This window comes from Mangrovibacillus sp. Mu-81, from assembly GCF_036867415.1.
Classification (GTDB): domain Bacteria; phylum Bacillota; class Bacilli; order Bacillales; family Bacillaceae_B; genus Rossellomorea.
The window spans coordinates 180,323-204,315 of the sequence record NZ_JBAJHU010000002.1 but is presented as its reverse complement, the minus strand read 5'-3'; the positions used below and the strand labels follow the sequence as shown (position 1 = coordinate 204,315).

23 protein-coding genes and 2 riboswitches are annotated in these 23,993 nt (G+C 46.7%); of the genes, 22 read left to right on the top strand and 1 reads right to left on the bottom strand.

Annotated features, from left to right (window positions below; all coding sequences use genetic code 11):
- The first annotated feature begins 55 nt into the window (after positions 1-55).
- The 3 genes from V6B33_RS04730 to V6B33_RS04720 are packed head-to-tail and all read left to right on the top strand — an operon-like array spanning position 56 to position 2,206.
- Positions 56-928 (top strand): ABC transporter permease subunit, encoded by an 873-nt coding sequence (locus tag V6B33_RS04730; RefSeq protein ID WP_334216596.1) that lies wholly within the window; start codon positions 56-58, stop codon positions 926-928.
- Positions 925-1,959, top strand: coding sequence for an ABC transporter permease (locus V6B33_RS04725; RefSeq protein ID WP_334216595.1), 1,035 nt, complete (start codon positions 925-927; stop codon positions 1,957-1,959). Before V6B33_RS04730 ends, V6B33_RS04725 begins: the two co-directional genes overlap by 4 nt.
- Positions 1,940-2,206, top strand: a complete 267-nt coding sequence (locus tag V6B33_RS04720) for a hypothetical protein (RefSeq protein ID WP_334216594.1) — start codon at positions 1,940-1,942, stop codon at positions 2,204-2,206. The genes V6B33_RS04725 and V6B33_RS04720 overlap by 20 nt, the downstream gene beginning before the upstream one ends.
- Before the next feature lie 132 nt (positions 2,207-2,338).
- On the opposite strand, the gene V6B33_RS04715 is transcribed toward V6B33_RS04720, so the two are convergent.
- Positions 2,339-3,196: a DUF1206 domain-containing protein gene (locus V6B33_RS04715; protein WP_334216593.1), complete on the bottom strand. Its 858-nt coding sequence runs from the start codon at positions 3,194-3,196 to the stop codon at positions 2,339-2,341.
- A 214-nt stretch (positions 3,197-3,410) separates the two neighbouring features.
- A riboswitch (cyclic di-AMP (ydaO/yuaA leader) is annotated at positions 3,411-3,539 on the top strand.
- Positions 3,540-3,726: 187 nt separating this feature from the next.
- Between V6B33_RS04715 and V6B33_RS04710 the strand changes: the two genes are divergently transcribed.
- The 19 genes from V6B33_RS04710 to V6B33_RS04620 all read left to right on the top strand — a co-directional run bounded on the left by V6B33_RS04710 (position 3,727) and on the right by V6B33_RS04620 (position 23,720).
- The gene (locus V6B33_RS04710; protein WP_334216592.1) at positions 3,727-4,383 is read left to right on the top strand and encodes a potassium channel family protein; all 657 of its coding nucleotides are present in this window, start codon (positions 3,727-3,729) and stop codon (positions 4,381-4,383) included.
- Positions 4,384-4,386: 3 nt separating this feature from the next.
- Positions 4,387-5,709, top strand: coding sequence for a TrkH family potassium uptake protein (locus V6B33_RS04705; RefSeq protein ID WP_334216591.1), 1,323 nt, complete (start codon positions 4,387-4,389; stop codon positions 5,707-5,709).
- 251 nt (positions 5,710-5,960) lie between these two features.
- A complete protein-coding gene (gene serC, locus V6B33_RS04700; protein ID WP_334216590.1) occupies positions 5,961-7,058 on the top strand; it encodes a 3-phosphoserine/phosphohydroxythreonine transaminase in 1,098 nt (365 codons plus the stop codon).
- Positions 7,045-8,217, top strand: a complete 1,173-nt coding sequence (locus V6B33_RS04695; protein ID WP_334216589.1) for a phosphoglycerate dehydrogenase — start codon at positions 7,045-7,047, stop codon at positions 8,215-8,217. The genes serC and V6B33_RS04695 overlap by 14 nt, the downstream gene beginning before the upstream one ends.
- Positions 8,218-8,294: 77 nt before the next feature.
- Positions 8,295-9,050, top strand: coding sequence for an alpha/beta fold hydrolase (locus tag V6B33_RS04690; RefSeq protein ID WP_334216588.1), 756 nt, complete (start codon positions 8,295-8,297; stop codon positions 9,048-9,050).
- Positions 9,051-9,116: 66 nt separating this feature from the next.
- Positions 9,117-9,758, top strand: coding sequence for an HD domain-containing protein (locus V6B33_RS04685; protein ID WP_334216587.1), 642 nt, complete (start codon positions 9,117-9,119; stop codon positions 9,756-9,758).
- 70 nt (positions 9,759-9,828) lie between these two features.
- Complete coding sequence (locus V6B33_RS04680; protein WP_334217059.1) at positions 9,829-10,062, top strand: CsbA family protein; 234 nt, start codon at positions 9,829-9,831, stop codon at positions 10,060-10,062.
- 759 nt (positions 10,063-10,821) lie between these two features.
- The gene (gene uvrB, locus V6B33_RS04675) at positions 10,822-12,804 is read left to right on the top strand and encodes an excinuclease ABC subunit UvrB (protein ID WP_334216586.1); all 1,983 of its coding nucleotides are present in this window, start codon (positions 10,822-10,824) and stop codon (positions 12,802-12,804) included.
- Between the two features lie 7 nt (positions 12,805-12,811).
- Complete coding sequence (gene uvrA / locus V6B33_RS04670) at positions 12,812-15,685, top strand: excinuclease ABC subunit UvrA (RefSeq protein WP_334216585.1); 2,874 nt, start codon at positions 12,812-12,814, stop codon at positions 15,683-15,685.
- A 217-nt stretch (positions 15,686-15,902) separates the two neighbouring features.
- Positions 15,903-16,008: riboswitch (SAM riboswitch) on the top strand.
- A gap of 118 nt (positions 16,009-16,126) precedes the next feature.
- A complete protein-coding gene (locus tag V6B33_RS04665; RefSeq protein WP_334216584.1) occupies positions 16,127-17,152 on the top strand; it encodes a methionine ABC transporter ATP-binding protein in 1,026 nt (341 codons plus the stop codon).
- Positions 17,142-17,804 carry a methionine ABC transporter permease gene (locus V6B33_RS04660; RefSeq protein ID WP_334216583.1) on the top strand — a complete coding sequence of 221 codons (663 nt, stop codon included), beginning with the start codon at positions 17,142-17,144 and terminating at the stop codon, positions 17,802-17,804. The genes V6B33_RS04665 and V6B33_RS04660 overlap by 11 nt, the downstream gene beginning before the upstream one ends.
- An 11-nt stretch (positions 17,805-17,815) precedes the next feature.
- Complete coding sequence (locus tag V6B33_RS04655; RefSeq protein ID WP_334216582.1) at positions 17,816-18,652, top strand: MetQ/NlpA family ABC transporter substrate-binding protein; 837 nt, start codon at positions 17,816-17,818, stop codon at positions 18,650-18,652.
- A 12-nt stretch (positions 18,653-18,664) separates the two neighbouring features.
- Positions 18,665-19,867 carry a M20 family metallopeptidase gene (locus V6B33_RS04650; RefSeq protein WP_334216581.1) on the top strand — a complete coding sequence of 401 codons (1,203 nt, stop codon included), beginning with the start codon at positions 18,665-18,667 and terminating at the stop codon, positions 19,865-19,867.
- 193 nt (positions 19,868-20,060) lie between these two features.
- Positions 20,061-20,501, top strand: coding sequence for a hypothetical protein (locus tag V6B33_RS04645; protein ID WP_334216580.1), 441 nt, complete (start codon positions 20,061-20,063; stop codon positions 20,499-20,501).
- Between the two features lie 217 nt (positions 20,502-20,718).
- Entirely contained in the window at positions 20,719-21,033 is a 315-nt protein-coding gene (locus V6B33_RS04640) for a DUF4870 domain-containing protein (RefSeq protein WP_334216579.1), read from the top strand.
- 29 nt (positions 21,034-21,062) lie between these two features.
- Complete coding sequence (locus tag V6B33_RS04635) at positions 21,063-22,184, top strand: DUF4097 domain-containing protein (RefSeq protein WP_334216578.1); 1,122 nt, start codon at positions 21,063-21,065, stop codon at positions 22,182-22,184.
- A gap of 232 nt (positions 22,185-22,416) precedes the next feature.
- Positions 22,417-22,620 carry a PspC domain-containing protein gene (locus tag V6B33_RS04630; protein ID WP_334216577.1) on the top strand — a complete coding sequence of 68 codons (204 nt, stop codon included), beginning with the start codon at positions 22,417-22,419 and terminating at the stop codon, positions 22,618-22,620.
- On the top strand, positions 22,620-22,976 hold the full coding sequence (locus tag V6B33_RS04625) for a phage holin family protein (RefSeq protein ID WP_334216576.1): 357 nt from the start codon (positions 22,620-22,622) through the stop codon (positions 22,974-22,976). The genes V6B33_RS04630 and V6B33_RS04625 overlap by 1 nt, the downstream gene beginning before the upstream one ends.
- Before the next feature lie 90 nt (positions 22,977-23,066).
- On the top strand, positions 23,067-23,720 hold the full coding sequence (locus V6B33_RS04620) for an alpha/beta hydrolase (RefSeq protein ID WP_334216575.1): 654 nt from the start codon (positions 23,067-23,069) through the stop codon (positions 23,718-23,720).
- Positions 23,721-23,993: the final 273 nt, after the last annotated feature.

Genomic DNA, 23,993 nt, shown 5'->3' with positions numbered 1-23,993 from the left:
TGGATTTGGTATAATTTAACTATTCCTTATTATTCCACTTAGCGGGAGGCTCTGCATGAAGATTCTGCAAATCTTGAAGACGTTCATTCTCTCCATCATCGGGATACTCCTGATGGGCGGATTGCCCGTTTTAGTTTCGGGACTCGCAAATAATGAATGGCGCTTTGCTCAATATTGGGCAACGATCGGTAAGATCATAGACGCCATTTTACACCCGTCAGGTTTGACATACAAAGTCATCGGAGGCCAAAAGGAACGCGATTTATTTCCTTATCTCTGGGATCCGATCCAGTATTCGCTGACGGTCTTGTTTTCTTCATTCTTTCTCGCCATGCTGATGGCGGTACTTCTTACGATCTTCACCATGATGTTCACCGAAAAAATCAGAAATTCTATTAAATTCGGTTTCTATCTGTTGGAAACGCTGCCGGATCTCCTCATTATCCTGCTGCTTCAACTTGTGCTTCTCTATTACTACAAACATACAGGCATGATCATTGTCGGAATCGCGGCAACCTATGAAGAGAAGGTGTATCTCCTTCCCATACTTGTTCTGGCAATCCTGCCGGCCATCCAATTGTACCGCCTGACGATTTTGACTTTCGAGAAAGAAGAGAAGAAGGATTACGTCCTGCTCGCGAAGTCGATCGGGTTTGGCCGCTTTTTCATCTTGATCGTACATATCCTGAGAAATGCCGTTATTTCTGTGTTTTTTCAATCGAAGAAAACAGTCTGGTTCATGCTTTCGAACTTGTTTGTCGTCGAGCTGCTGTTCAATATTCCGGGCATTACCAGATTTCTCATGTCCACACTGCAGCCAAAATTATTTACCCTTGCACTGCTCAGCATCTTCATCCCGCTGTTTCTGTTTTATAACCTCGGGGAGTACATCCTTTCACGTAAAGCCAACAGAGGGGAGGAGCTATGATGAGACGCAGTGTCTGGAGAAATCCATTATTCCTGACCGGCTTTCTGTATTTGTTGCTGCTGACTTTGGCAAGCTTTCTGTACACCATTCTGTGGGATGATGAAGTCAGGAGACTCTATTTTATTTCTGAAAATGGTTTCCCGGTCGAGTCGGCTCCTATTTCGCCAAAATGGAATTTTCCGTTCGGCACCGATCCGATCGGACTTGATATGCTCGGGAAAATTCTGATCGGGGCGAAGTACACGCTGATCATTTCCTTCATCATCGCTTTTTTGAGAGTCGCCATCTCACTGCCGGCTGCGCTGGTACTCGGAACCTATTTGCAAAGATTCAAAAAATCAATCAACGGTACAATAGATTCGTTTCACTACATCCCGTTATCCATCCTGGCTTATTTCCTGCTTCATCCTGTATTATGGGAGCCATTCAACGGATTTCCTACAACGATGACAGAACGAATCATGATTGAAATCCTGGTGCTGACACTTCTCATCGTGCCGATTCTTTCTTCGCTGCTTGGAAATGAGGTCTCGATGATATACAAGGAAGAGTTCATTCTAAGCGCAAAAGTATTGGGGGCGAGCAAGCTCCGGATCATCGTAAAACATATCATTCCTTCGTTAAAAGACAAGCTGGTCGTCCTTTTCGGACAGCAGATCATGCAGACGCTGATCATCTTCATCCATCTAGGGTTGCTGAAACTCTTTGTCGGAGGAACGGACGTTGATTATTCTTTTGTTCCCGACCCGCCGCAGTCCTCGACCAATGAATGGTCGGGACTGATCGGCGACTCCTTCCGCTATCTTCAAGGTGCACCATGGGTACCGCTCACCCCGATCCTGTTCTTTGCGAGCGCAATGTTCGCAGTCGCCCTGATGATGGAAGGATACGTCCGGGTAACTTCCGGGCATTCGTATTATTATAAGAAGTTCAAGGAGAAATACAAGGGATCTGTGAAAGAAGAGAAGTACGTGGTGCGCGGGAAAGACTTTGAGCGGGTGATGCACAAGGATGATTCGATGGGAGGATGATGGAGTTTTCCATCTACTTGTAATCGTGGTGCCAGGCACAGATCGTTCTGAATGTGCCTGGAACAAAAAGACGGAATTGTGCCAGGAACAAAACCATCAATTTGTGCCTGGCACAAGAAGGCAAGATTGTGCCTGGCACCGGATACTTCGCCAGGCACTGCAGCTCAGCTGTACCTGGTACAATTCAAAGGATATGTACCAGGTACAAATGGACTCGCCTGTACCAGGTACAATCAACCGCAAATGAACCAGGTACAAAACACCACTGTTGTACCAGGTACACATAAAAGCTACACCAAAAAAGGTAACCCAAATAACCCCAGCAACAAAAAAGACCGCCCGCAAAAATCGCCAAGGCGGTCTTTAGTTATACTGCTTATCAATACATACTCAAATGCCGGTTCTTCCCCTTCAGGATCTGATACACCCCGTACAGGAACAACCCAACCGCTACGACTGCCAGGATCCACTGGCCATAAGGTTGTTGTGCGATTTTTGAAAGGGCGCCGTCGAGTCCCTTTGTTTTATCGGGGTCTGCGGTTATGGCTGTTTGAATGAAGAAATATCCGACAAGCAGGAAGACGAATCCACGGGAGACTAATCCCACTTTTCCTGTTTTCTTGCCCAATTCCCATTCCTTATCGGACATTTCATGACGCTTGAAATCTTTCGTGTAGTTTCCTGCAAATGCACTGTAGATTTCGTAAAGGGCGAACCCGATGATGATGGCGCCGACGATGCCGATGATCCATTGACCGAAAGGCTGGGTCAGCAGTTTTGCCGATAACGATTGTTTGGATCCGGAGCCTGACCCGCTTTTCGCATGCATCGCGATCATGAAGGCATTGTAGGAAAGTGCACCATAAATGATCCCGCTGATGATATGGGTGAGCCTCCTGAAAGCTGATTTCATGAGGCTGTCTGAATGTCCGGGGTCTTTGATTGCTTCGATGAAACTCCACATGACGATGCCGATGATCCCGAAGCCGACGATCCATAACAGTACTTCCCCAAACGGCGCCTGTGCCACTGCACTGAATGCTCCGCTTGAGTCGGACATACTGCCGCCCGCTCCGAATGCGGCCATCAGCGCAAGGGCACCGATCATCAAATAGACGCTTCCTCTTGCTATATATCCAACACGTGCAAATCCTCTGATCCAGGGTTTGATATCCTGGGATGAGGGTGAATTTTTACTGCTTGTGACTTTTGTGGAAATTGTTGAGAAATCAGCCATTTTCATTCGTCCTTTCTGGTACTTCGTTCGTGTTACTTATGTAGGGTTTTCCCCATAAAAATAAAATGGAAACCTTCCGCGGTATGAAAAATATCTCCAATTATGGAGAAGGAATTTTTACAAAAAACATATTTACAATGATGCAGGAGAGGAGTATGATATCTATCATCGAGGCTCTTTCCGAAAGCAGAAAACTTTTGGAAACGGCCATTTATATTCTTTATCGCTTAATTCTTTTGAAACGGGGGACCCGAGTTCCAGGGGTGAATCCTTTTATCAGGTAGGGCTACTTCCATCGCCCGAATCCGTCAGCTAACCTCGTAAGCGTAATGGGAGAGGATGATACTTGTGATCAAAAATCGATGACCGCAGGGTGTATTCCTTGTGGTCTTTTTGTGTTGTTTTTTTGTAAGGCTGCTAATGCAGCTATTGATTGGAATTCAAGAAGCAGATTCCTGTGGAAGGAATTAGAGACGGTGTTTAACAGCGCCAAATGGTTAAGCTAATAAAAAGGTTTTGGAGGGTACATCATGAAGAAACAATTTGCAGTCATCGGGTTGGGCCGATTTGGAGGGAATCTTGTGCAGGAGCTTGCACATCTTAATGTCGAGGTGCTTGCCATCGATATCCACCATGATGTCGTCCAAAAGTTCCAGGATATCGCGACACATGCGGTGCAGGCGAATGCGATGGATGAATCGGTGCTGAAATCACTCGGTTTGCGGAACTTTGATCATGTCATCGTGTCGTTTGGGGAAAATGTAGAGGCGAGCATCCTGACGACGCTGCAATTAAAGGAAATCGGGGTCAAAGAAGTGTGGGTCAAAGCATCCAATACGTATCATCAGAAGGTGCTGGACAAAATCGGCGCGGATAAAGTCATCCATCCTGAACGTGACATGGCAAGAAGAATCGCACATCATATCACGTCTGAAAAAATCATCGATTATATAGAGGTATCGAAGGAACACAGTATCGTCGAGGTGCTGGCTACGAAGAAAGTGGCCGGGAAGAATTTGATTGAATTAGATGTACGCGCCAGGTACGGCTGCAATATCATTGCCATTCACCGCGGCGAGGAAGTCATTGTGTCTCCGGCTGCTGATGAAGTCATTCAAAAGGAGGACCTTCTGATTGTGATCGGTCATAATCGCGATATTAATCGCTTTGAAAAAGAAGGGGTATAAAGTATGAAAAGGAAAGTCATTCAATGGAGTCCGCCTCAGCTGCTGGTGGTCACGTTTATCTTTTTCAGTACGCTCGGGATGCTTCTTTTAAAGCTGCCATTTGCCACAGTGGACGGCATCACGATGTTGGACGCTTTATTCACGTCGGTATCGGCGATGACTGTCACAGGTTTGATCGTCGTGGATACAGGCAGTGTGTTCACACTGTTTGGCGAAATCGTCATCATGTTGCTTATCCAAATCGGCGGTCTGGGAATCATGTCCTTCGCTGTCCTGATTTTTATGATGATCGGGAAGAAGATCGGGTTCAAGGAGCGGCTCTTGATTCAGCAGGCATTAAATCAATCATCTGTCGGAGGCGTCATTAAACTCGTAAAATATTTATTTATTTTTTCTTTTACTGTGGAAGCTGCCGCCGTCGTGCTGCTCGCGACCGAGTGGGTGCCGGAATATGGGTGGGGCAAAGGTCTGTATGTCAGTTTATTTCATTCGATTTCGGCATTTAATAACGCAGGTTTTTCCATCTGGCAAGACAGCCTGATGGGGTATGTGAATAATCCGACAGTGAATCTTGTCATCTCGTGCTTATTCATTATCGGGGGGATCGGATTCACAGTTCTCGTTGATCTTTATAAGACAAGGTCCTTAAGGAAGCTGTCGCTTCATACGAAAATCATGTTGTGGGGAACGTTGATCATCAATACAGCAGCCATGATCATCCTTTTTATTTTAGAATTCGACAACCCCCATACACTCGCGAATATGCCCCTTTTCGATAAGCTGCAGGCAGCATACTTCTCTGCAGTGACTCCGCGTACAGCGGGGTTCAATTCGCTTGATTACGCGAGTATGGAGCGGGATTCTATTTTATTGACGATCCTGCTCATGTTCATTGGGGCAGGAAGTGCATCCACAGGCGGAGGCATCAAGTTGACAACATTCGTGGTCATATCACTGAGTGTATTTGCATTCCTGAAAGAAAAACGTGAAATCCGCCTGTTTCGCCGGACGATCAGCGAATTTCATATTTTCAAGGCATTGGCTGTTTCCATGATGAGTGTATTTCTGGTGTTTACTGCTTTATTCATCATGAACATCTCCGAAAAAGGAGCGAAATTCCTGCCGATCCTCTTTGAAATCGTCTCAGCGTTCGGAACCGTCGGCCTTTCCATGGGCATCACCGGTTCTCTCACAGATATAGGGAAGAGCGTCATCATTATCGTCATGTTCATCGGCAAACTTGGTCCGCTTACCCTTGCGTTTTCACTGTCAAAACCGGATAAAGAGAAAATCCGTTATCCGAAGGAAGATATATTGACAGGATAAACTCAAATAAAACCTGTGCCTCCAAACCGGCACAGGTTTTATTTATGTTTTGATCATCGCTGTCATAAAGACTTTGACGCGCACCCCCGTCCATTTATTCTCAAAATTCACAATAACGATACAATGGGTATGCAAATGGACAAAAAGAGGGGTATTTAAGCGTTTACACGTCGGGTGAGTGGGATTGACGGAAGGGAATCTGTTCAATATAATGTGGAAAAATTCTGAACTTTTTACAGGTGGTGTTGTTCATGAAAACTGTTTATAATTTCTCGGCAGGACCAGCTGTGCTGCCTAGCCCTGTGCTTGAAAAGGTGCAGCGTGAACTGCTGGATTACGAAGGTACCGGTATGTCTGTGATGGAGCTCAGCCATCGGTCTGCCCCGTTCCAGAAGATCATCGATGGAGCGGAAGCGCTGCTGAGGGAATTGCTGTCGATTCCGGAAAATTATCACGTATTGTTTATGCAGGGAGGGGCATCCCTTCAATTTTCCATGATTCCGCTGAATCTCCTCGGACCCCATGAAACGGCCGAGTATATCGTGACGGGCAGCTGGTCAAAAAAAGCGGTGAAAGAAGCGGATAAAGTCGGGGAAGTACGGACGCACACGCCGGATGCTCAAACAGCCATCCCTGCTTATCGGGCTAAGGGTTTTTCGGAAAGCAGCCGTTACGTACATATCACATCGAATAATACGATAGAAGGAACTCGATTTAATGAATATCCGGATACGGGGGATGTCCCGCTGATCGCAGATATGTCATCTCATATTCTTTCAGAGAAAATCGATGTTTCTAGATTCGGTCTTATTTACGCAGGAGCCCAGAAGAATCTCGGTCCTTCAGGGGTCACTGTTGCCATCATCCGCAAAGATCTGGTCGGGAATACACCGGAATATTGTCCGGCGCTCCTGAATTATGAAACGTATGTCAAACACGGCTCACTCTTTAACACACCGCCTACCTTTTCCATTTATGTATTGAAACTTGTGCTTGAATGGGTGAAGGAAAACGGCGGAGTAGAGGGGATGGAAGAATGTAATCAGGAAAAAGCACAACTCCTGTACTCCTGTATCGATCAATCCGGGTTATTTCACAACACTGTCTCTGAGGCAAATCGTTCACTGATGAACATTCCATTTACGGCAGGCAGCGATGAAGTAAACGCCAGGTTTTTAAATGAAGCAAAGGAAGCCGGCTTCGAGTTTCTGAAAGGCCACCGGTCAGTGGGAGGAATGCGGGCGAGCCTTTACAACGCAATGCCGGTCGAAGGGGTGCAGGCGCTAGTCAATTTCATGAAGAACTTTGAAAAGAACGAAGTGAAGGAGGATCATCATGCTGTCAATTAATACGTACAATGCGATATCAAAGAGCGGGTTATCATTAATCGAGGACGACATCAATTACCACCTGAACGGGGAAGGAGATCCGGACGGGCTCCTTGTGCGTTCGAAGAATCTTCATGACTTCACTTTTCCTCCGTCTTTAAAAGCGATAGCCCGTGCCGGGGCGGGGGTCAATAATATTCCGGTGGATGCCTGCACCGATAAGGGGATCGTCGTATTCAACACGCCAGGTGCAAACGCCAACGCCGTCAAAGAACTTGTCCTGGCGAATCTGATTGCTTCTTCCCGAAATCTTTATTCAGCGGTGGGCTGGGCAAAAACGCTTTACAACGAGGAAGATGTATCGACTGTCGTTGAGGCAAAAAAGAAGGAGTTCGTCGGAAGTGAAATCAAAGGGAAAAAGCTCGGAGTTGTAGGGCTGGGTGCAATCGGAGTCCTCGTTGCGAACGATGCCCTGGCACTCGGCATGGACGTCGTCGCCTACGATCCATTCATTTCAGTCGATGCCGCCTGGAGACTATCACAAGATGTGAAACGCGCGCATAATATTGAAGACGTATGGGCGCAATGCGACTTTATCACCTTCCACATCCCGCTTACCGGTCAAACGAAGCATTTTGTGAACAATGAAAGCTTTCAGCGTATGAAAAAAGGCATCACCCTCCTGAATTTCTCCAGAGGGGAGCTTGTGGATGAACATGCGCTTGGAGAAGCATTGAAAGCCGGCACCGTTAGAAAATACGTCACCGATTTCCCGAATGAATTCGTATTGAAGCAGGACAATGTCGTACCGGTCCCACACCTTGGGGCTTCAACCATCGAATCGGAAGAAAACTGCGCCGTCATGGCGACACAGCAGCTGAAAACGTATCTGGAGACCGGGAACATCAAGCATGCCGTCAACCTGCCGGACGTGGAACTCCCTTACAGCGGGAATATGCGGGTGACCGTGATGCACCAAAATATCCCGAACATGGTCGGCAGCATCACCACGACTCTATCCGGCTACGCGGTCAACATCGCCGACATGATCAACCGAAGTAAAAACACATGGGCCTACACGATGATCGACCTTGACCAAAAACTGACAGAAGAAGAACAAAACGATGTGAAAACCAAGCTGAAGTCGATTGAAGGCGTCGTATCGGTTCGACTCATCTAAATACTATGACTAGAACTCCCTTAACCCGAGAAGAATGTGTAATAGACACTAACTTGGATTAAGGGAGGTTTTCATCTATGCCAAGCGTATCCTATCAGGGTTCCACTTTATTTTTCGATGATATAGGAAAGGGGACACCGCTTGTATTTCTTCATCCACCGGGGATGGGGCGAGTTGTATTCTCCAAACAGCATACCCTTGCCAAACAATTCCGGCTGATCATCCCTGACCTGTCGGGACATGGGGATTCACCGTCCCTGAAGACATTCGTCAGCATCGACTCATATGCGGAAGAAATCAACTTCATTCTCGATCACTTAAAGATTTCCACTTGCATCCTCATCGGTTATTCGGCAGGGGGAGTTGTGGCACAACGATTTGCCGCTGCATACAAAGATAAGGTAACGTCACTCATCCTGATCGGAGCTTATCCGAAAGTAATACACAGGAAGCTGAAGCTGATGCACTTGATCGGAATGAAAATGGTACGGAATCATCCCGTCCGTCTCGCGAAAATCATTTCCAAGGCTCATACAAAAAGTAAGGAAGAACGGAAACAACTCATCCTTCATATGAACAAAGCGAATCCGGAAATCTGGTACCATTTTTACAAACAGTCCCTTCAATATGACGGCATTGAAGAAATGAAAGAGTGCAAACTGCCGCTTCTCTTAATTTATGGGGAAAAATCAGATTGGGTAAATGATCAACTGGAGTGCTACAAAGATTGTCATCCTAAAAAAGTATATATCATACCCGGTGCCTCCCACCAAATTCCGACCCTTTACCATGATGCGCTCAATGCCATCCTGCTGGGCGAAGCGGGGAACTGAGTTGTTTCTTTTAAAGAGAATAGGGTAAAGTACATCCCGGGACCACAACCAAGAGAGGAGAATACTATGGGCATTCATCATTATTTCAAAAGCCTTTCGGACCTCGAGACGCTCGTCCGCTGTCCGGGGCGATTCAAATATCACGAACATAATGTCGCCAGCCATTCATTCAAAGTGACCAAGATTGCGCAATTCCTGGGCACCGTCGAGGAACAGAATGGACAAGAAGTCGACTGGAAATCCCTTTATGAAAAAGCACTCAATCATGACTATGCCGAACTGTTCACAGGTGACATCAAGACACCTGTAAAATATGCATCTGAGGAACTTCGCGACTTATTCAGCCAGGTCGAGGATGAGATGGTGAAGAAATTCATCTCTACAGAATTTCCATCGCAATTTCAGGAGGTATACAGAGGGAGGTTCAAAGAAGGAAAAGACGCTTCCCTGGAAGGAAAAATCCTTTCTGTCGCAGACAAAATCGACCTCTTATATGAATCGTTCGGAGAAATCCAGAAAGGAAATCCCGAGCCGCTATTCATGGAAATCTATCAAGGGGCTTTATCCACAATCGTGAAGTTCAAAGAATTGGACTGTGTCCAATACTTCCTCGAATATATACTCCCCGACATGCTTTCCGAGAAGTTCATCCCTCACAGTGAATTAAAAGAACGCACCGAACGATTGATCCGCGCAGGGGGCGAATAAGAAGAAAATCCTTTCCTATACGAAGCATATTCGTTAAAATATGGGTATTCCCTTCAATCGAGGAGAGTGAATCGTGTCTAAAATCATTCTAGGAATCTTTCTGCCGGGTTTGCTGGTTGTTCTGTTTACCAGAGTCACATACAATCATTACGTCGGACTCATCCTTACCGTAGCCCTGATTGCTGCATCCGTTTATAAAGGATATACAGATTCCTGGTGGCTGATCGTGGTCGATGCCGCGTCACTGACCGTCGGATTCTGGTACAGCAATCAAATGATGATGAAAGCAAAAGAAAACGCCTGAACACTGTGATAACAACGGTGCTCAGGTTTTTTTCTTGTGGATTGTGGATAACGTGGTGGGGTTTGTGAATAAGTGAAGATTTTATTGAGTTATACACAGGGTGAGTCGGATTGATTAAAGTTATTCACATTATATCCACTCAGTTGTGGGTAAATTTCGTTATTTTCCACAGTTATTCGAAGGTTATGCACAGACTTATTCACAAGCTGTGTGTATATTTGTTCAGAAAGTCCGTTTCAGCGGTTTGGTGGTGGGGAAGGATGGAGGGGAGCGGGGCTTGGGTGAAGATTTTTCGACAAGAAGCTCAATTAATGAGATTCCCGCGCAATAAATCTGAAAGCAGCGCAATTATAAGGAATCCGGCGCAATTATTTTTATTGTGACGCAATTATTGGGAAACCGGCGCAATTACAGTCGCCGTCATGAATAACTACCCCGCATTCCAGCTGAGAATGGATGGATTCGTTCAATTTCAAACCAATTTTTAACGCAAATCACCCAAATACCTTGTCTACTCAGCGGATTTCCCTCCAAAAATCCCCATTACTCCCGGCCAATTCATCTTCACCCAATTTATTAAAATCCCTTCCTTCTCCCTCCAAAGCAACTTCAAAAAATAAACGAACTTTTGTTCGCTTTTTGTTGGTTATTCCTGTATGAAATGTGGTAGAATGTGTATAGATGAATGGACTGTGTTTATTATGTGAATAAATAGGTAAATAACAAGGTACGGATCCTTTATATATAGGAGGTTTCACGGTGAAGGAACAATTTCAGTTAAAGTCCAAATACAAGCCGGAGGGCGATCAGCCCAAGGCGATTGACAGATTGGTTCAGGGAGTTAATGAAGGGAAACGTCATCAGACGCTCCTCGGGGCGACGGGCACCGGTAAGACCTTTACCGTTTCCAACGTGATTCAGAAAGTGGAGAAACCGACATTGATCATTGCCCACAATAAGACACTTGCCGGACAGCTCTACAGCGAGTTCAAGGATTTTTTCCCTGATAATGCCGTCGAATATTTCGTCAGCTACTACGATTATTATCAGCCCGAGGCATATGTTCCTCAAACCGATACATTTATAGAAAAAGACGCGAGCATCAATGATGAAATCGATAAACTCCGCCATTCGGCTACCTCGGCGTTATTCGAGCGGAGAGATGTCATCATCATCGCTTCCGTCTCCTGCATATACGGGTTGGGTAACCCGGAAGAATACCGTGAGCTTGTCCTTTCCCTGCGAACAGGGATGGAGATTGAAAGAAATCAGCTCCTGAGAAAGCTTGTGGATATCCAATACGAACGGAACGATATCGATTTCAAGCGTGGAACGTTCCGTGTCCGCGGCGATGTTGTCGAGATCTTCCCGGCTTCCCGTGATGAACACTGTATGCGCGTGGAGTTCTTCGGGGATGAAATCGACCGCATCCGCGAGGTCGATGCACTGACCGGCGAAATCATGGGTGACCGTGATCATGTCGCCATCTTCCCGGCATCCCACTTCGTAACACGTGAAGAAAAGATGCAGGTCGCAATCAAAAATATTGAAAAGGAATTGGAAGAGCAGTTAGCGGTCATGAAGGAAGATGGGAAGCTCCTCGAGGCACAGCGCCTCGAACAGAGAACGCGCTATGACCTTGAGATGATGCGTGAAATGGGCTTCTGTTCCGGGATTGAAAACTATTCCCGCCACCTGACGCTGCGACCTTCCGGTTCCACACCTTATACATTGCTCGATTATTTTCCCGATGATTTCATGATCGTCGTCGATGAATCCCATGTGACCCTTCCCCAGATCAGGGGGATGTTCAACGGTGACCAGGCACGTAAAAAGGTGTTGGTCGACCATGGTTTCCGTCTGCCTTCAGCAATGGACAACCGGCCGCTGCGTTTTCAGGAATTTGAGGAGAAAGTACAGCAGCTGCTTTACGTTTCAGCGACACCGGGACCATACGAACTCGAACACAGCCCTGAAATGATCGAACAGATCATCCGTCCGACAGGTCTTTTGGATCCCGTCATCGAAGTCCGTCCTATTGAAGGTCAGATTGATGATCTTCTCGGTGAAATCAATGAGCGGATCGAGAAGAATGAGCGTGTGCTCATCACGACGTTGACGAAGAAAATGTCAGAGGATCTTTCTGCTTATCTTAAAGAGATCGGCATCAAGGTACAATACCTGCACTCTGAGATCAAGACGCTCGAGCGAATCGAGATCATCCGTGATCTCCGCCTCGGGAAATATGATGTCCTTGTCGGAATCAACCTGCTCCGTGAAGGTCTTGATATTCCTGAAGTGTCGCTTGTATCGATTCTCGATGCAGACAAAGAAGGATTCCTGCGTTCCGAACGTTCCCTCATCCAGACGATTGGCCGTGCCGCCCGTAACTCGAACGGCAAGGTCATCATGTATGCAGATAAAATGACCGATTCCATGCAGAAAGCGATCGACGAAACGAAGCGTCGTCGTGAAAAACAGGAAGAGCACAACGAGAAACACGGCATTACTCCGATGACGATCCAGAAAGAAATCAGGGATGTCATCCGTGCGACTCATGCCGCAGAAGATGCAGGGGTTTATGAGGGGAAAGAGACAAAGGTTTCAAATATGTCCAAACCGGAGAGACAAAAACTTATTGCTAGCTTAGAAGTGGAAATGAAAGAAGCGGCCAAGGCGCTCGACTTTGAACGTGCAGCCCAGCTTCGCGACACCATTCTTGAGCTAAAGGCGGAAGGATGAAACAGGAATGGCCAAAGACCAAATTATCGTACAAGGAGCCAGAGCTCATAATTTAAAAAATATAGATATCAAAATCCCGAGGGATAAGCTGGTCGTCCTGACCGGTTTATCCGGGTCGGGTAAATCGTCGCTGGCATTCGATACGATCTATGCAGAAGGACAGAGACGCTACGTCGAGTCGCTTTCTGCTTATGCACGTCAATTCCTCGGGCAGATGGATAAACCGGATGTCGATTCAATTGAAGGATTGTCACCGGCCATTTCGATCGACCAGAAAACGACAAGTAAAAACCCGCGGTCGACAGTTGGAACGGTCACTGAAATTTATGATTATCTCCGGCTGTTATTTGCCCGTGTCGGGAAACCGATCTGTCCGAATCACGGCATTGAAATTTCTTCCCAGACAATCGAGCAGATGGTCGACAGAATCCTTGAATACCCTGAGCGAACAAAGCTCCAGGTGCTTGCGCCTGTTGTTTCCGGACGCAAAGGCACCCATGCCAAGACGCTTGAAGAAATCAAGAAGCAAGGGTTCGTCCGTGTCCGCGTGAACGGGGAAGTCCAGGATCTCAGCGAGGAAATCACTCTTGAAAAGAATAAAAAGCATACGATCGAAGTCATCATTGACCGGATCGTCGTGAAAGACGGTGTGGCGGCGCGCTTATCCGATTCATTGGAAACGGCTCTCCGTCTGGCTGAAGGCCAGGTCGTCATCGATGTGATCGGGGAGGAAGAGCTCTTGTTCAGTGAGCATCATGCCTGTCCTTATTGCGGATTTTCGATTACTGAACTTGAGCCGAGAATGTTTTCCTTCAACAGTCCTTTCGGGGCATGTCCAAGCTGTGACGGGCTGGGGACGAAGCTTGAAGTGGACAAAGACCTGGTCATCCCGAACTGGGACCGTTCCCTTAATGAGCACGCGATCGCCCCATGGGAGCCGACCAGTTCACAATACTACCCGTCCCTGCTGAAAGCGGTCTGTAACCACTACAGCATCCCGATGGACGTACCGGTCAAGGATATTCCGAAAGATAAGATGGATAAAATCCTAAAAGGCTCCGGCAAAGATGAGATCTATTTCCGTTACGAAAACGACTTCGGTCAGGTGCGTGAAAATTATCTTCGTTTTGAAGGGGTCATGAGAAATATAGAGCGCCGATACCGCGAAACAAGCTCTGACTATATCCGGGAGCAGATGGAGAAGTATATGGCACAGCAGGACTGTCCAACTTGTAACGGCCACCGCCTGAAGGAAGAAAGTCTGGCGGTGAAGGTGGATTCCCTTCACGTCGGGGAGGTGACTGCATTCTCGATTGAGGAAGCAGACAATTTCTTTGCTCAGCTTGAACTTTCCGAAAAAGATATGAAAATTGCAAGGCTGATTCTGAGGGAAATCCGCGAACGTCTCGGTTTCCTTGTGAACGTAGGCCTTGATTATCTGACGTTAAGCCGTGCCGCCGGAACCCTTTCAGGAGGGGAAGCACAGCGTATCCGTCTGGCAACCCAGATCGGGTCTCGCCTGACGGGGGTCCTGTATATTCTCGATGAGCCATCCATCGGGCTGCATCAGCGGGACAATGACCGCTTGATCGATACACTCAAAAATATGCGTGATATCGGCAACACATTGATTGTCGTCGAACATGACGAGGATACGATGCTTGCTGCCGATTATCTGATTGATATCGGTCCTGGTGCAGGAGTGCACGGTGGCGAAGTCATCTCTGCAGGAACACCTGAAGAAGTCATGGGTGACAATAAATCCTTAACAGGTCAATATTTATCCGGAAAGAGATTCATCCCTCTCCCTCAGGAAAGACGGAAGCCGGATGGAAGATATCTTGAAATTGTCGGCGCAAAGGAAAATAACTTGAACAACGTGAAGGCGAAGTTTCCTCTCGGCGTCTTTACGGCGGTCACAGGCGTTTCCGGTTCCGGGAAAAGTACACTGATCAATGAGATTCTTCACAAATCCCTGGCGCAGAAGCTTCATAATGCCAAAACCAAACCAGGTGAGCACAAAGAAGTGAAAGGGATCGACCATCTCGACAAAGTCATCGATATCGATCAGTCGCCGATCGGACGCACCCCGAGATCGAATCCTGCCACCTATACAGGTGTATTCGATGATATCCGTGATGTCTTCGCGACAACCAATGAAGCCAAAGTGCGCGGATATAAAAAAGGACGCTTCAGCTTCAATGTAAAAGGCGGAAGATGCGAAGCCTGCCGCGGTGACGGGATCATCAAGATCGAAATGCACTTTCTTCCGGATGTGTATGTCCCATGTGAAGTTTGCCATGGTAAACGATACAACCGTGAAACGCTTGAAGTTAAATACAAGGACAGGAATATTGCAGACGTCCTCGAAATGACAGTCGAAGATGCGGTGAAGTTCTTCGAAAACATCCCGAAAATCAAACGCAAGCTGCAAACGATCTTTGATGTCGGGCTGGGATATATCACACTTGGCCAGCCGGCGACGACCCTTTCCGGAGGGGAAGCACAGCGTGTCAAGCTGGCATCCGAGCTGCATCGCCGTTCAACGGGCCGTTCACTCTATATCCTGGATGAGCCGACAACCGGTCTTCATGTCGATGACATCGCAAGACTCCTTGTCGTCCTTCAGCGCCTGGTTGAAAACGGGGATACGGTGCTTGTCATCGAACACAATCTGGACGTCATCAAAGCGGCTGACTATATTGTCGACCTTGGTCCTGAAGGAGGAGACAAGGGCGGTACCATCATCGCCAGCGGAACCCCTGAAAAAGTGGCAGAAGCCAAAGGATCTTACACAGGTAAGTACCTGAAGCCGATCCTTGAACGTGACCGCGACCGGATGAAAAAGAAGATCCGTGAGAAGGAAGAAGTAACGAGTTAATAAATAATCAATGTAGAGCTGGAGAATTCCCTCCTGCTCTTTTTTTGCTTTTATTAAGAATTCACCAACTACCCGCATAGCGAAGTCTTGCACGGAAATCAACAGCGGAATGAAAAGTCAACAATCTTCAAATTCATGATTGACAATTCAACCAGAATCTTTTACCATTACCATAATACTTAATTACAGCACTATTTTAATTTAATAAAGCGATATCTTCTTATCCAGAGAGGTGGAGGGACTGGCCCTGCGATACCTCGGCAACGGGTTCTTTATGAATACCGTGCCAATTCCATCAAGTCACGTGACTTGAAAGATGAGAAGAGCGGGACATATACATATTTGTGCCTCTCTTCTTATGAAGGGGGGCACTTTTTATTTTCATCCATGTCCTTACCTGCCGGCATCAAGAAGATTCATAGAGAGAGGAGCAACACCTGTATGATCAGAGTTCAGAATGTTACGAAAGTATTTGAAACGAAGGATGGACCGTTCACTGCGTTGAAGGATGTATCCTTCCAGGTGGAAAAGGGAGAAATATATGGGGTCATCGGATTCAGCGGCGCCGGGAAAAGCACACTCGTCCGCTGCCTCAATCATTTGGAAAAGCCGACCTCCGGAGATGTTTTGATCGAAGACCGCAGCCTAAAAGAGCAGTCGGCGGCCGATCTCAGGAAAGAACGCCACCGGATCGGGATGATCTTTCAGCATTTTAATCTGTTTCAGTCCCGGACCGTTTCGGGGAATATCGCCTATCCTCTGAAACTGGCAAAATGGCCGAAGGAAAAAATCAATCAGAGAGTACAAGAATTATTGGCATTTGTCGGGCTTGAAGACAAAGCGAAGCACTATCCTGATGAACTGTCTGGCGGACAGAAGCAAAGGGTGGGTATTGCAAGGGCATTGGCAACATCCCCTTCAATCCTGCTTTGTGACGAGGCGACATCAGCCCTCGATCCGCAAACGACGGAATCGATCCTGAACCTGCTGAAACGTATCAACAAAGAGTACGGCATCACGATTGTGATGATCACCCATGAAATGCAGGTGATCCGCGAAATCTGTGACAAAGTGGCGGTGATGGAGAATGGGGAAATCGTCGAGGAAGGAAGCGTCTTCGATATCTTTTCCAATCCTCAGACCCCAACGACGAGAAATTTCGTGAAGAGCGTCATGAACGATCAGCTGCCGGCGTCGGTACTCGATAAATTGAATGACAGTAAACAAGGGCGCATTTGCCGCTTGATTTTCAAAGGAGATTCTACCGGCGTACCGATTTTATCCGAAACGGCAAAAGCTTTCAGTGCCCACATCAATGTATTATTCGGGCAGATCACAGAGCTTCAAGGGAAGCCGTTTGGGAATCTCATCGTACAGATCATTGGAAGTGAGAAGGAAACGGAAGAGATTTTACAGTATTGGCAGAAGCGGCTATTCGTGAGTGAGGTGGAGAAACGTGCAAGTTAATTGGGAGTTATTTTGGCCGAGAATCATTGAAGCTACGTGGGATACAGTGGCGATGGTCTCGTTCTCATTGTTATTTGCCACATTGATCGGGCTTCCGCTCGGCATCATCGTCGTCGTCACCAGGAAGGGTCATTTACTTGAGAATAAAGCGATTTTCTCCGTGCTGAGCAGCATCATCAACGTGTTCCGTTCGGTTCCGTTCATCATCTTGATGGTGGCGATCATCCCATTTACAAGATTGGTAGTGGGAACCTCGATCGGAACGGCTGCGGCGGTTGTCCCCCTTGTCGTGTTTGCGGCACCGTATATTGCCAGACTAGTAGAGAGCTCGCTCCTAGAAGTGGAGCCGGGCGTGATAGAAGCAGCGGAATCCATGGGTGCAGGTCCTTGGCAGATCATCTTCGGGATCCTCATTCCGGAAGCCCTGAGTACACTGGTCCTCAATATCACGATTGCGACCATCGGGCTGGTCGGGGCGTCGGCCATGGCCGGGGCAGTCGGCGGCGGAGGACTCGGCGACCTCGCCATCGCATATGGCTATCAGAGATTTGAAACATCCGTCATGATCGTGACCGTCATTATACTAATCGTGATGGTCCAAGGTCTTCAGACCGCGGGAAATACATTATCGAAAGTCATCAGAAGAAGATAGGAGAGAATATCATGAAAAAATCAATCAGTTTAGCCAGTATCGCCATATTATTATTCACCCTCGTTTTGAGCGGATGCTCGGGAGACAGTGCCTCCGGTTCAGCAGATAAAAAAGTGGTAAAAGTCGGTGTGAACGGATCGGGCGTACCGATTTGGGACTATATGAAAGAAAAAGCTGCCAAAGAAGGCATTGAAATCGAGATTGTCGAGTTTGCCGATTATGTAAGACCGAATCAGGCATTGGCAGACGGGGATATCGACCTGAATGCGTTCCAGACGATTTCGTACTTTGACTCTTTTGTAAAAGAACATAATCTGGACCTCGTACCGATCGGGACGACAATCATCGCACCAATGGGAATCTACTCCGAAAAATATAAATCGGTGGAAGACATCCCTGAAGGCAGTAAAGTGGCGGTGCCGCAAGAAGCGACAAACCTGGGACGCGCCCTGCTTCTGTTGGAGGAAGCAGGTTTGATCAAGCTTGAAGAAGGGTTTGATCAGTCACAGGGATTGGAAGCAATCAAAGAAAATCCAAAGAATCTGGAGTTCACACAGGTAGTCGCTGCACAAACACCAAGGGTACTGCCGGATGTAGCGGCATCCATCATTAATAACGGTGTGGCGGTGGAAGCAGGATTTGTGCCGGTTGAGGACAGCATCTACATCGAAGGCGCAGAATCAAAGCCGTTCATCAATATCATCGCCGCACAGGAAAAAGACAAAGACAACAAAACGTATAAAAAAATCGTCGAGCTTTATCAGGAAGATGACGTAGCAGAACACATCAAAGAAACATATAAAGATTCCCTGATTCCGACATTTGTGCCGGTCAGTGAATTACATTAGGAGGGAAAAGATATGAGTCAGACAACCGCAGTCGCCGATCGTAAAAAGAACATCGTCTCAGCAGTGGATCAACTGGCTGTAAAACTCGTATCAATCAGCCATCAAATCCACGACAAACCGGAAATCGGAAATGAAGAATTCTTTGCTTCAGAAACGCTCACCACCCTGCTGGCAGCGCACGGATTCTCAATCGAACGGGGAGTGGCGGGACATGAAACAGCATTCATCGCCCGGAAATCTTCAGGGAAAGAAGGACCGGTCATTGGATACCTGGCTGAATATGACGCACTTCCGGGACTCGGGCATGCATGCGGTCATAACATCATCGGGACGGCAAGCTGCGGAGCGGCCATCTCCCTCGCATCCGCTCTTGAAGAAACAGGCGGTGAAGTCGTCGTATTCGGCACCCCCGCGGAAGAAGGGGGACCGAACGGCAGTGCGAAAGGAAGTTTTGTGAATGCCGGCTTGTTCCATGGTGTGGATGCCTGCCTGATGGTACATCCATACAACCGGACAACGCTGACAGGGAAGACGCTTGCAGTCGATCCACTGGACTTTGAATTTAAAGGACGCTCCGCCCATGCAGCAGCGTCTCCCGAAGACGGCATCAATGCCCTCGATGGGGTCATTCAGCTGTTCAACGGCATCAACGCCCTCCGCCAGCACGTGACCGATGACGTAAGGATTCACGGGGTCATCACCCATGGGGGAGACGCACCAAACATCGTCCCCGACTATGCGAAAGCCCGTTTCTATATCCGGGCAGCCACGCGGGAAGCATGCAATGAAGTCACGAAAAAAGTAAAAGCCGTCGCTGAAGGAGCGGCTCTTGCCACCGGTACAGAAGTCAACATCATCAAAATACAAAACGAAGTCGATCATTTCCAGCTGAACCGCCGTTTTGATAAAGTGTTCCAGCAATCGATCGAGTCACTTGGAGAGTTTTTTGATGAAACCGAACGCAAAGGACTCGGTTCTTCAGACGCCGGAAACGTCAGCCGGCTGGTCCCGACCATCCACCCATACATTAAAATCGGCCCCGAATCACTCGTCGTCCATACCAACGAATTCAGGGAAGCCGCCAAGTCCCCCGAGGGTGACCGGGCGCTGCTGACAGGAGCGAAGGCACTCGCGTTGACGGGATATGAACTTTTGACAGATTCAGCACTTTTGGGGGAGATCCGGCAGGAGTTCAAAGACCGGCAGGGGCAATAGACAATAAATATGAAAGCTTGCAGATGGAACGTTGTCTGCAGGCTTTTTTATTGCAGTATATCTACTGATCTATTTGTCTGCTGTAATTATCCCCTCCAACGAGGGATGTTCCCTATCTATCATGTTTAACAGAAATACAGCAGGATAAATAATATATGAGAAGTATTTCGTGAATAAAAGAAAGGAGTATTTTATGAGGAAATTACTTGTTATCGGCATTCTTCTTTTCTCATTTCCCTTACTTGCGGCGTGCGGTTCAGAAAGCGACGAGCCACAGGAAGAGAATGCCACTGAAACCACTGAAGAGCCGGAAAAAGCAGAGGAAAAGGATGATGTGGGAGAAGATCTGCTCACAAGTAAAAAGTTAGAAGAGCGGATTCAAGCAGGTATGAGCATTGATTCTTATGCTGCAGAACTTACAGCGATGGAGGAAAAAGGCAAGACAGCACTTTTGAAGAAATATAATGTGAGAGACAACAAAGAAATAAAAGCTCACATACTTCAGTCTTCCGATGGATTTGTAGCAGTCGAAACAGATGGAGTGGAAGTGACTGATGTCAATAATTTCAAATCGATCGAAGAAGCAGAAGCTCACTTGAAGGAGATAAAGATGGAAGAGCAGCAGGGTGAATAGCATCAAAAAAAGTTACATTTCAACAGTCGGAATGTAACTTTTTTTATTTTTATCATCGTACCATCGTCTAAAACACGCCCCCGAACCCACTAAAACTCAGACCTAAGATGGAGTAAAACAAAAGATGTCCTGTGAGAAAATGATCATAGAAGGAATTTTTTGAGAATGAAACCTTTTGGGAAACGTATCGTAAATAATAGTAAAGGAGATGATGAAGATGGAGACCAACAAGGTATTATCAGCGCTTTGCTATTTTAGTATATTTTTTGCAGGATTTATCTTTCCAATCATCGTTTATTTCGTAGCAGAGAACCCGCATGTAAAGAAAGATGCCAAAGCGGCACTGCTTTCTCACATCATACCGATCATCGCGATTCCGTTCCTGTTCGCAGGAATCTTTTTGGATATAGGAATTTTTGCAACAGGCTCAGGACTTCCGATCTTTTTACTGGTGACGGTCGGCCTGTTTATATTGATCAATATCATCATCGTCATTTGGAACGTCTACAAAGGAATCAAAGTACTTCTGTAATGAACAAATTGATAAGGGGATGAAACGTTATGAATGAAGAACGCAAACGAATTCTTGATATGGTGGAAAAAGGGACGCTCACTGCACAGGAAGCATTGACACTCCTGGAAGCACTTGACAAGAAAACTGAACCATCAAAGGGAAAAGAAAAGGATTTCCTTGATGAATTCGTATCCATTTTTCAAGAAGAGAAAAAAGGCGACAGAAGCCATGGCTATAAAACAGATAAAACAAAGGATAAACTCCTGGATTTCATGAATACCGCTTTTTCTAAAATAAAGAACTTCGACTTCGATTTCCAGTGGAACCAGTCAGTCGAAGTATCACACGTTTTCCAGCAGCCTGACACGGCCTTCAAAAAGGTGGATGTGGATGTGGCAAACGGGAAAGTGGAACTTATTCCATGGGATGGTGAAGAAGTAAGGGTCGAGTGCCAGGCGAAAGTGTACCGCACGGAAGACCGTGAAGAAGCGCGCAAGCAATTCATGGAGAACACCTCGTTTGCGGTTGATGAAGAAACACTCTATTTCTCCACCCAGCTGAAGTGGATGAAGGTGGATTCGAAGTTATATATACCGAAGCATCAGTATGAGAAGATTTCCGTGCGGCTGTTCAACGGCGGTCTGAAGGCTGATCATATCGAGGCCGACTACTTCCGGGCGAAATCAGCCAACGGGAAAATCCAGATCGACCATTTGACCAGCAAGAAAGCAGAAGTGGAGACATCGAACGGAGCAATCACGGTTGAGAACGCCAAAGCTGAAAAAATCGAAGCTGAATCGATCAATGGGAAGGTTCAGGTCGAAGGCGATATCCAGTATACAGATGCACAATCGCTGAACGGGAACATCGTCTGCGTCCTGACCGGAGACAAAGCCGACACGCTGCATGCCAAAACGGTAACGGGAAGTGTCGATATCTATGTACCGTCCCGCATCAACATTTCGGGGGAAGCGAAATCCAACTTCGGAGGATTCAAGATGGAGCTTGAAGGCATCGACGTCGTCGAAGAAAAGAATGATGTCGTTCAAAAGCATATTCGCTTCAACCGGAAAACTGATGCCGAAGAAAAGCTTCATCTGTTTGCGGAAACGAAGACGGGTTCTGTCCTTATTAAGAAGACGGAAGACAGGAAAGCGGATAACGTATAAGAAATGCCTTTATCGTTTAAGTGTGGTGCAGAGGGGAATAAATGTACTATACGAACGTTGTCCTTACTAAAAAGATGTGCATGTATATCCATGGTGGAAAGGACCGGTCTGCGATCAGTACCGGACACCTTTGCCCAAGCTTCATCTTTTTGCGATTCTTTCCTCATAAAAAAGGACGGGGGGAAGAATGTTAAGAAGGACAACGCATAAGATGAGAAAGAAGGGTTTTTCTATGAAAAGACAATTAGCGCGCTCAAGGTCCAATCGAAAATTAGCCGGAGTGATCGGCGGATTATCCCGATTTACAGGTATTGATGCGACCATTCTGCGAGTGATCTTCATCATATTATTGATTCCGACAGGATTCTTTCCGCTGGTCGTCGTTTACGGCTTAATGGCCTTTGTGCTGCCGAATGAGGAGGAAGCCATCAGATAATGAGATGGATTGTTGGTATATTAATCAACGCAGTGATTTTTGTGGCATTGGCAGGTTTTTTTGATGGGTTCAATGTATCCAGTTTCGGGGCGGCTGTTATCGCAAGCTTCATCTTATCGATCCTGAACGGGTTGATCCGGCCGATCCTCATCATCCTGACCCTGCCGGTGACCATCCTGACACTGGGATTGTTTCTGTTCGTCATCAACGCAGTCACCCTGCTTCTGACGGACGGAATCATGGGGGATGCCTTTGAATTATCAGGTTTCGGAATGGCTTTTCTTGCATCGATCATTCTTGCTCTTGCCAATCTGGTTATCCAAAACACTGTGTTCAAACCGAAAAAAGAAAGATAAGCTCCGGTCACTCTGGCCGGGGTTTTTCTTTTGTAAAAAGGATTTCCACCTCCTTAGCTAGAAATAGTTGGAAAAGAGGAGGAATCACAGATGAATATAACATCATCATCTATTGAGGGATATAAAGGATTGGAGGTCCCGTACACCCTGTTAAGCACAACGGATCATCCAAAGGGACTGGCCATCATGTTCCCGGGGCAAGGCTACACGGTGCAAGGGCCGCTCATGCATTATCCGACAGGTATCTTTTTACATGAAAACATCGCTGTACTGCATATTAATTATCAATACAGCTCGAAGGAATATAACGATTTAACAGATTCGGAGTTCGATGAGGCAATGATGACCGACTCCAAAAAAGTCATCGATGAAGTGCTGGAAGGCACATCCTATGATGCTTATTATCTTGCAGCTAAGTCCATTGGGACCATCCCCTTGAGCGGTGAACTTTCCAGGAAAGAATTCAAAGATGCTAAAATCATTTGGCTGACTCCTCTATTAAAAGAGGAAATCGTTTATGAGACGCTGAAGGAGAGCCGGCACTCAGGGATTTGTTTCTTAGGGGACAGCGATCATCATTACGTCGAAGAAAGATTTACGAAACTATCCTCAAATCCTCACCTTCAGCTTCACCTGATCCCCGGGGCGAATCACAGTCTGGAACAGGATTTTCACGTATTGAATTCCATGGACCTCCACAAAGGCATCATGACCGCGATTGAAACATTCATAAAAGAAGCGTAGTCCCCTGAAAATGGGTACGGATTTCGAATACAACCAATTAGCAGTCTTATTCGTAACTGAATTAGACTGCTTCTTTTTTTGATATATAGGGTTTGGATTTCGACCACTTTTTACATGGGGCCATAAGTTTTTGTCAGCATGAAAATTCGCATGCTACCTGTTATACCCATTGGTTTGTTACAAATGATTTAACTAGCAGGGGTTGGGTGTTGATTTTTGAGAAGTAGATAAATGAAGAGACATATTTTTTATCCTTAATTATGAGGAACCTCT

Bases quoted from the DNA above. Each gene is read 5' to 3' on its own strand.
- V6B33_RS04685 (WP_334216587.1), top strand. From the start codon at position 9,117: ATGGGCATTCATCATTATTTCAAAAGCCTTTCGGACCTCGAGACGCTC.
- V6B33_RS04705 (WP_334216591.1), top strand. From the start codon at position 4,387: ATGAAAAGGAAAGTCATTCAATGGAGTCCGCCTCAGCTGCTGGTGGTC.
- V6B33_RS04635 (WP_334216578.1), top strand. From the start codon at position 21,063: ATGAATGAAGAACGCAAACGAATTCTTGATATGGTGGAAAAAGGGACG.
- V6B33_RS04665 (WP_334216584.1), top strand. From the start codon at position 16,127: ATGATCAGAGTTCAGAATGTTACGAAAGTATTTGAAACGAAGGATGGA.
- V6B33_RS04645 (WP_334216580.1), top strand. From the start codon at position 20,061: ATGAGGAAATTACTTGTTATCGGCATTCTTCTTTTCTCATTTCCCTTA.
- V6B33_RS04715 (WP_334216593.1), bottom strand. From the start codon at position 3,196: ATGGCTGATTTCTCAACAATTTCCACAAAAGTCACAAGCAGTAAAAAT.
- V6B33_RS04725 (WP_334216595.1), top strand. From the start codon at position 925: ATGATGAGACGCAGTGTCTGGAGAAATCCATTATTCCTGACCGGCTTT.
- V6B33_RS04690 (WP_334216588.1), top strand. From the start codon at position 8,295: ATGCCAAGCGTATCCTATCAGGGTTCCACTTTATTTTTCGATGATATA.
- V6B33_RS04640 (WP_334216579.1), top strand. From the start codon at position 20,719: ATGGAGACCAACAAGGTATTATCAGCGCTTTGCTATTTTAGTATATTT.
- V6B33_RS04695 (WP_334216589.1), top strand. From the start codon at position 7,045: ATGCTGTCAATTAATACGTACAATGCGATATCAAAGAGCGGGTTATCA.
- V6B33_RS04655 (WP_334216582.1), top strand. From the start codon at position 17,816: ATGAAAAAATCAATCAGTTTAGCCAGTATCGCCATATTATTATTCACC.
- V6B33_RS04720 (WP_334216594.1), top strand. From the start codon at position 1,940: ATGATTCGATGGGAGGATGATGGAGTTTTCCATCTACTTGTAATCGTG.
- uvrA (WP_334216585.1), top strand. From the start codon at position 12,812: ATGGCCAAAGACCAAATTATCGTACAAGGAGCCAGAGCTCATAATTTA.
- serC (WP_334216590.1), top strand. From the start codon at position 5,961: ATGAAAACTGTTTATAATTTCTCGGCAGGACCAGCTGTGCTGCCTAGC.
- V6B33_RS04630 (WP_334216577.1), top strand. From the start codon at position 22,417: ATGAAAAGACAATTAGCGCGCTCAAGGTCCAATCGAAAATTAGCCGGA.
- V6B33_RS04710 (WP_334216592.1), top strand. From the start codon at position 3,727: ATGAAGAAACAATTTGCAGTCATCGGGTTGGGCCGATTTGGAGGGAAT.
- V6B33_RS04650 (WP_334216581.1), top strand. From the start codon at position 18,665: ATGAGTCAGACAACCGCAGTCGCCGATCGTAAAAAGAACATCGTCTCA.
- V6B33_RS04730 (WP_334216596.1), top strand. From the start codon at position 56: ATGAAGATTCTGCAAATCTTGAAGACGTTCATTCTCTCCATCATCGGG.
- V6B33_RS04620 (WP_334216575.1), top strand. From the start codon at position 23,067: ATGAATATAACATCATCATCTATTGAGGGATATAAAGGATTGGAGGTC.
- V6B33_RS04625 (WP_334216576.1), top strand. From the start codon at position 22,620: ATGAGATGGATTGTTGGTATATTAATCAACGCAGTGATTTTTGTGGCA.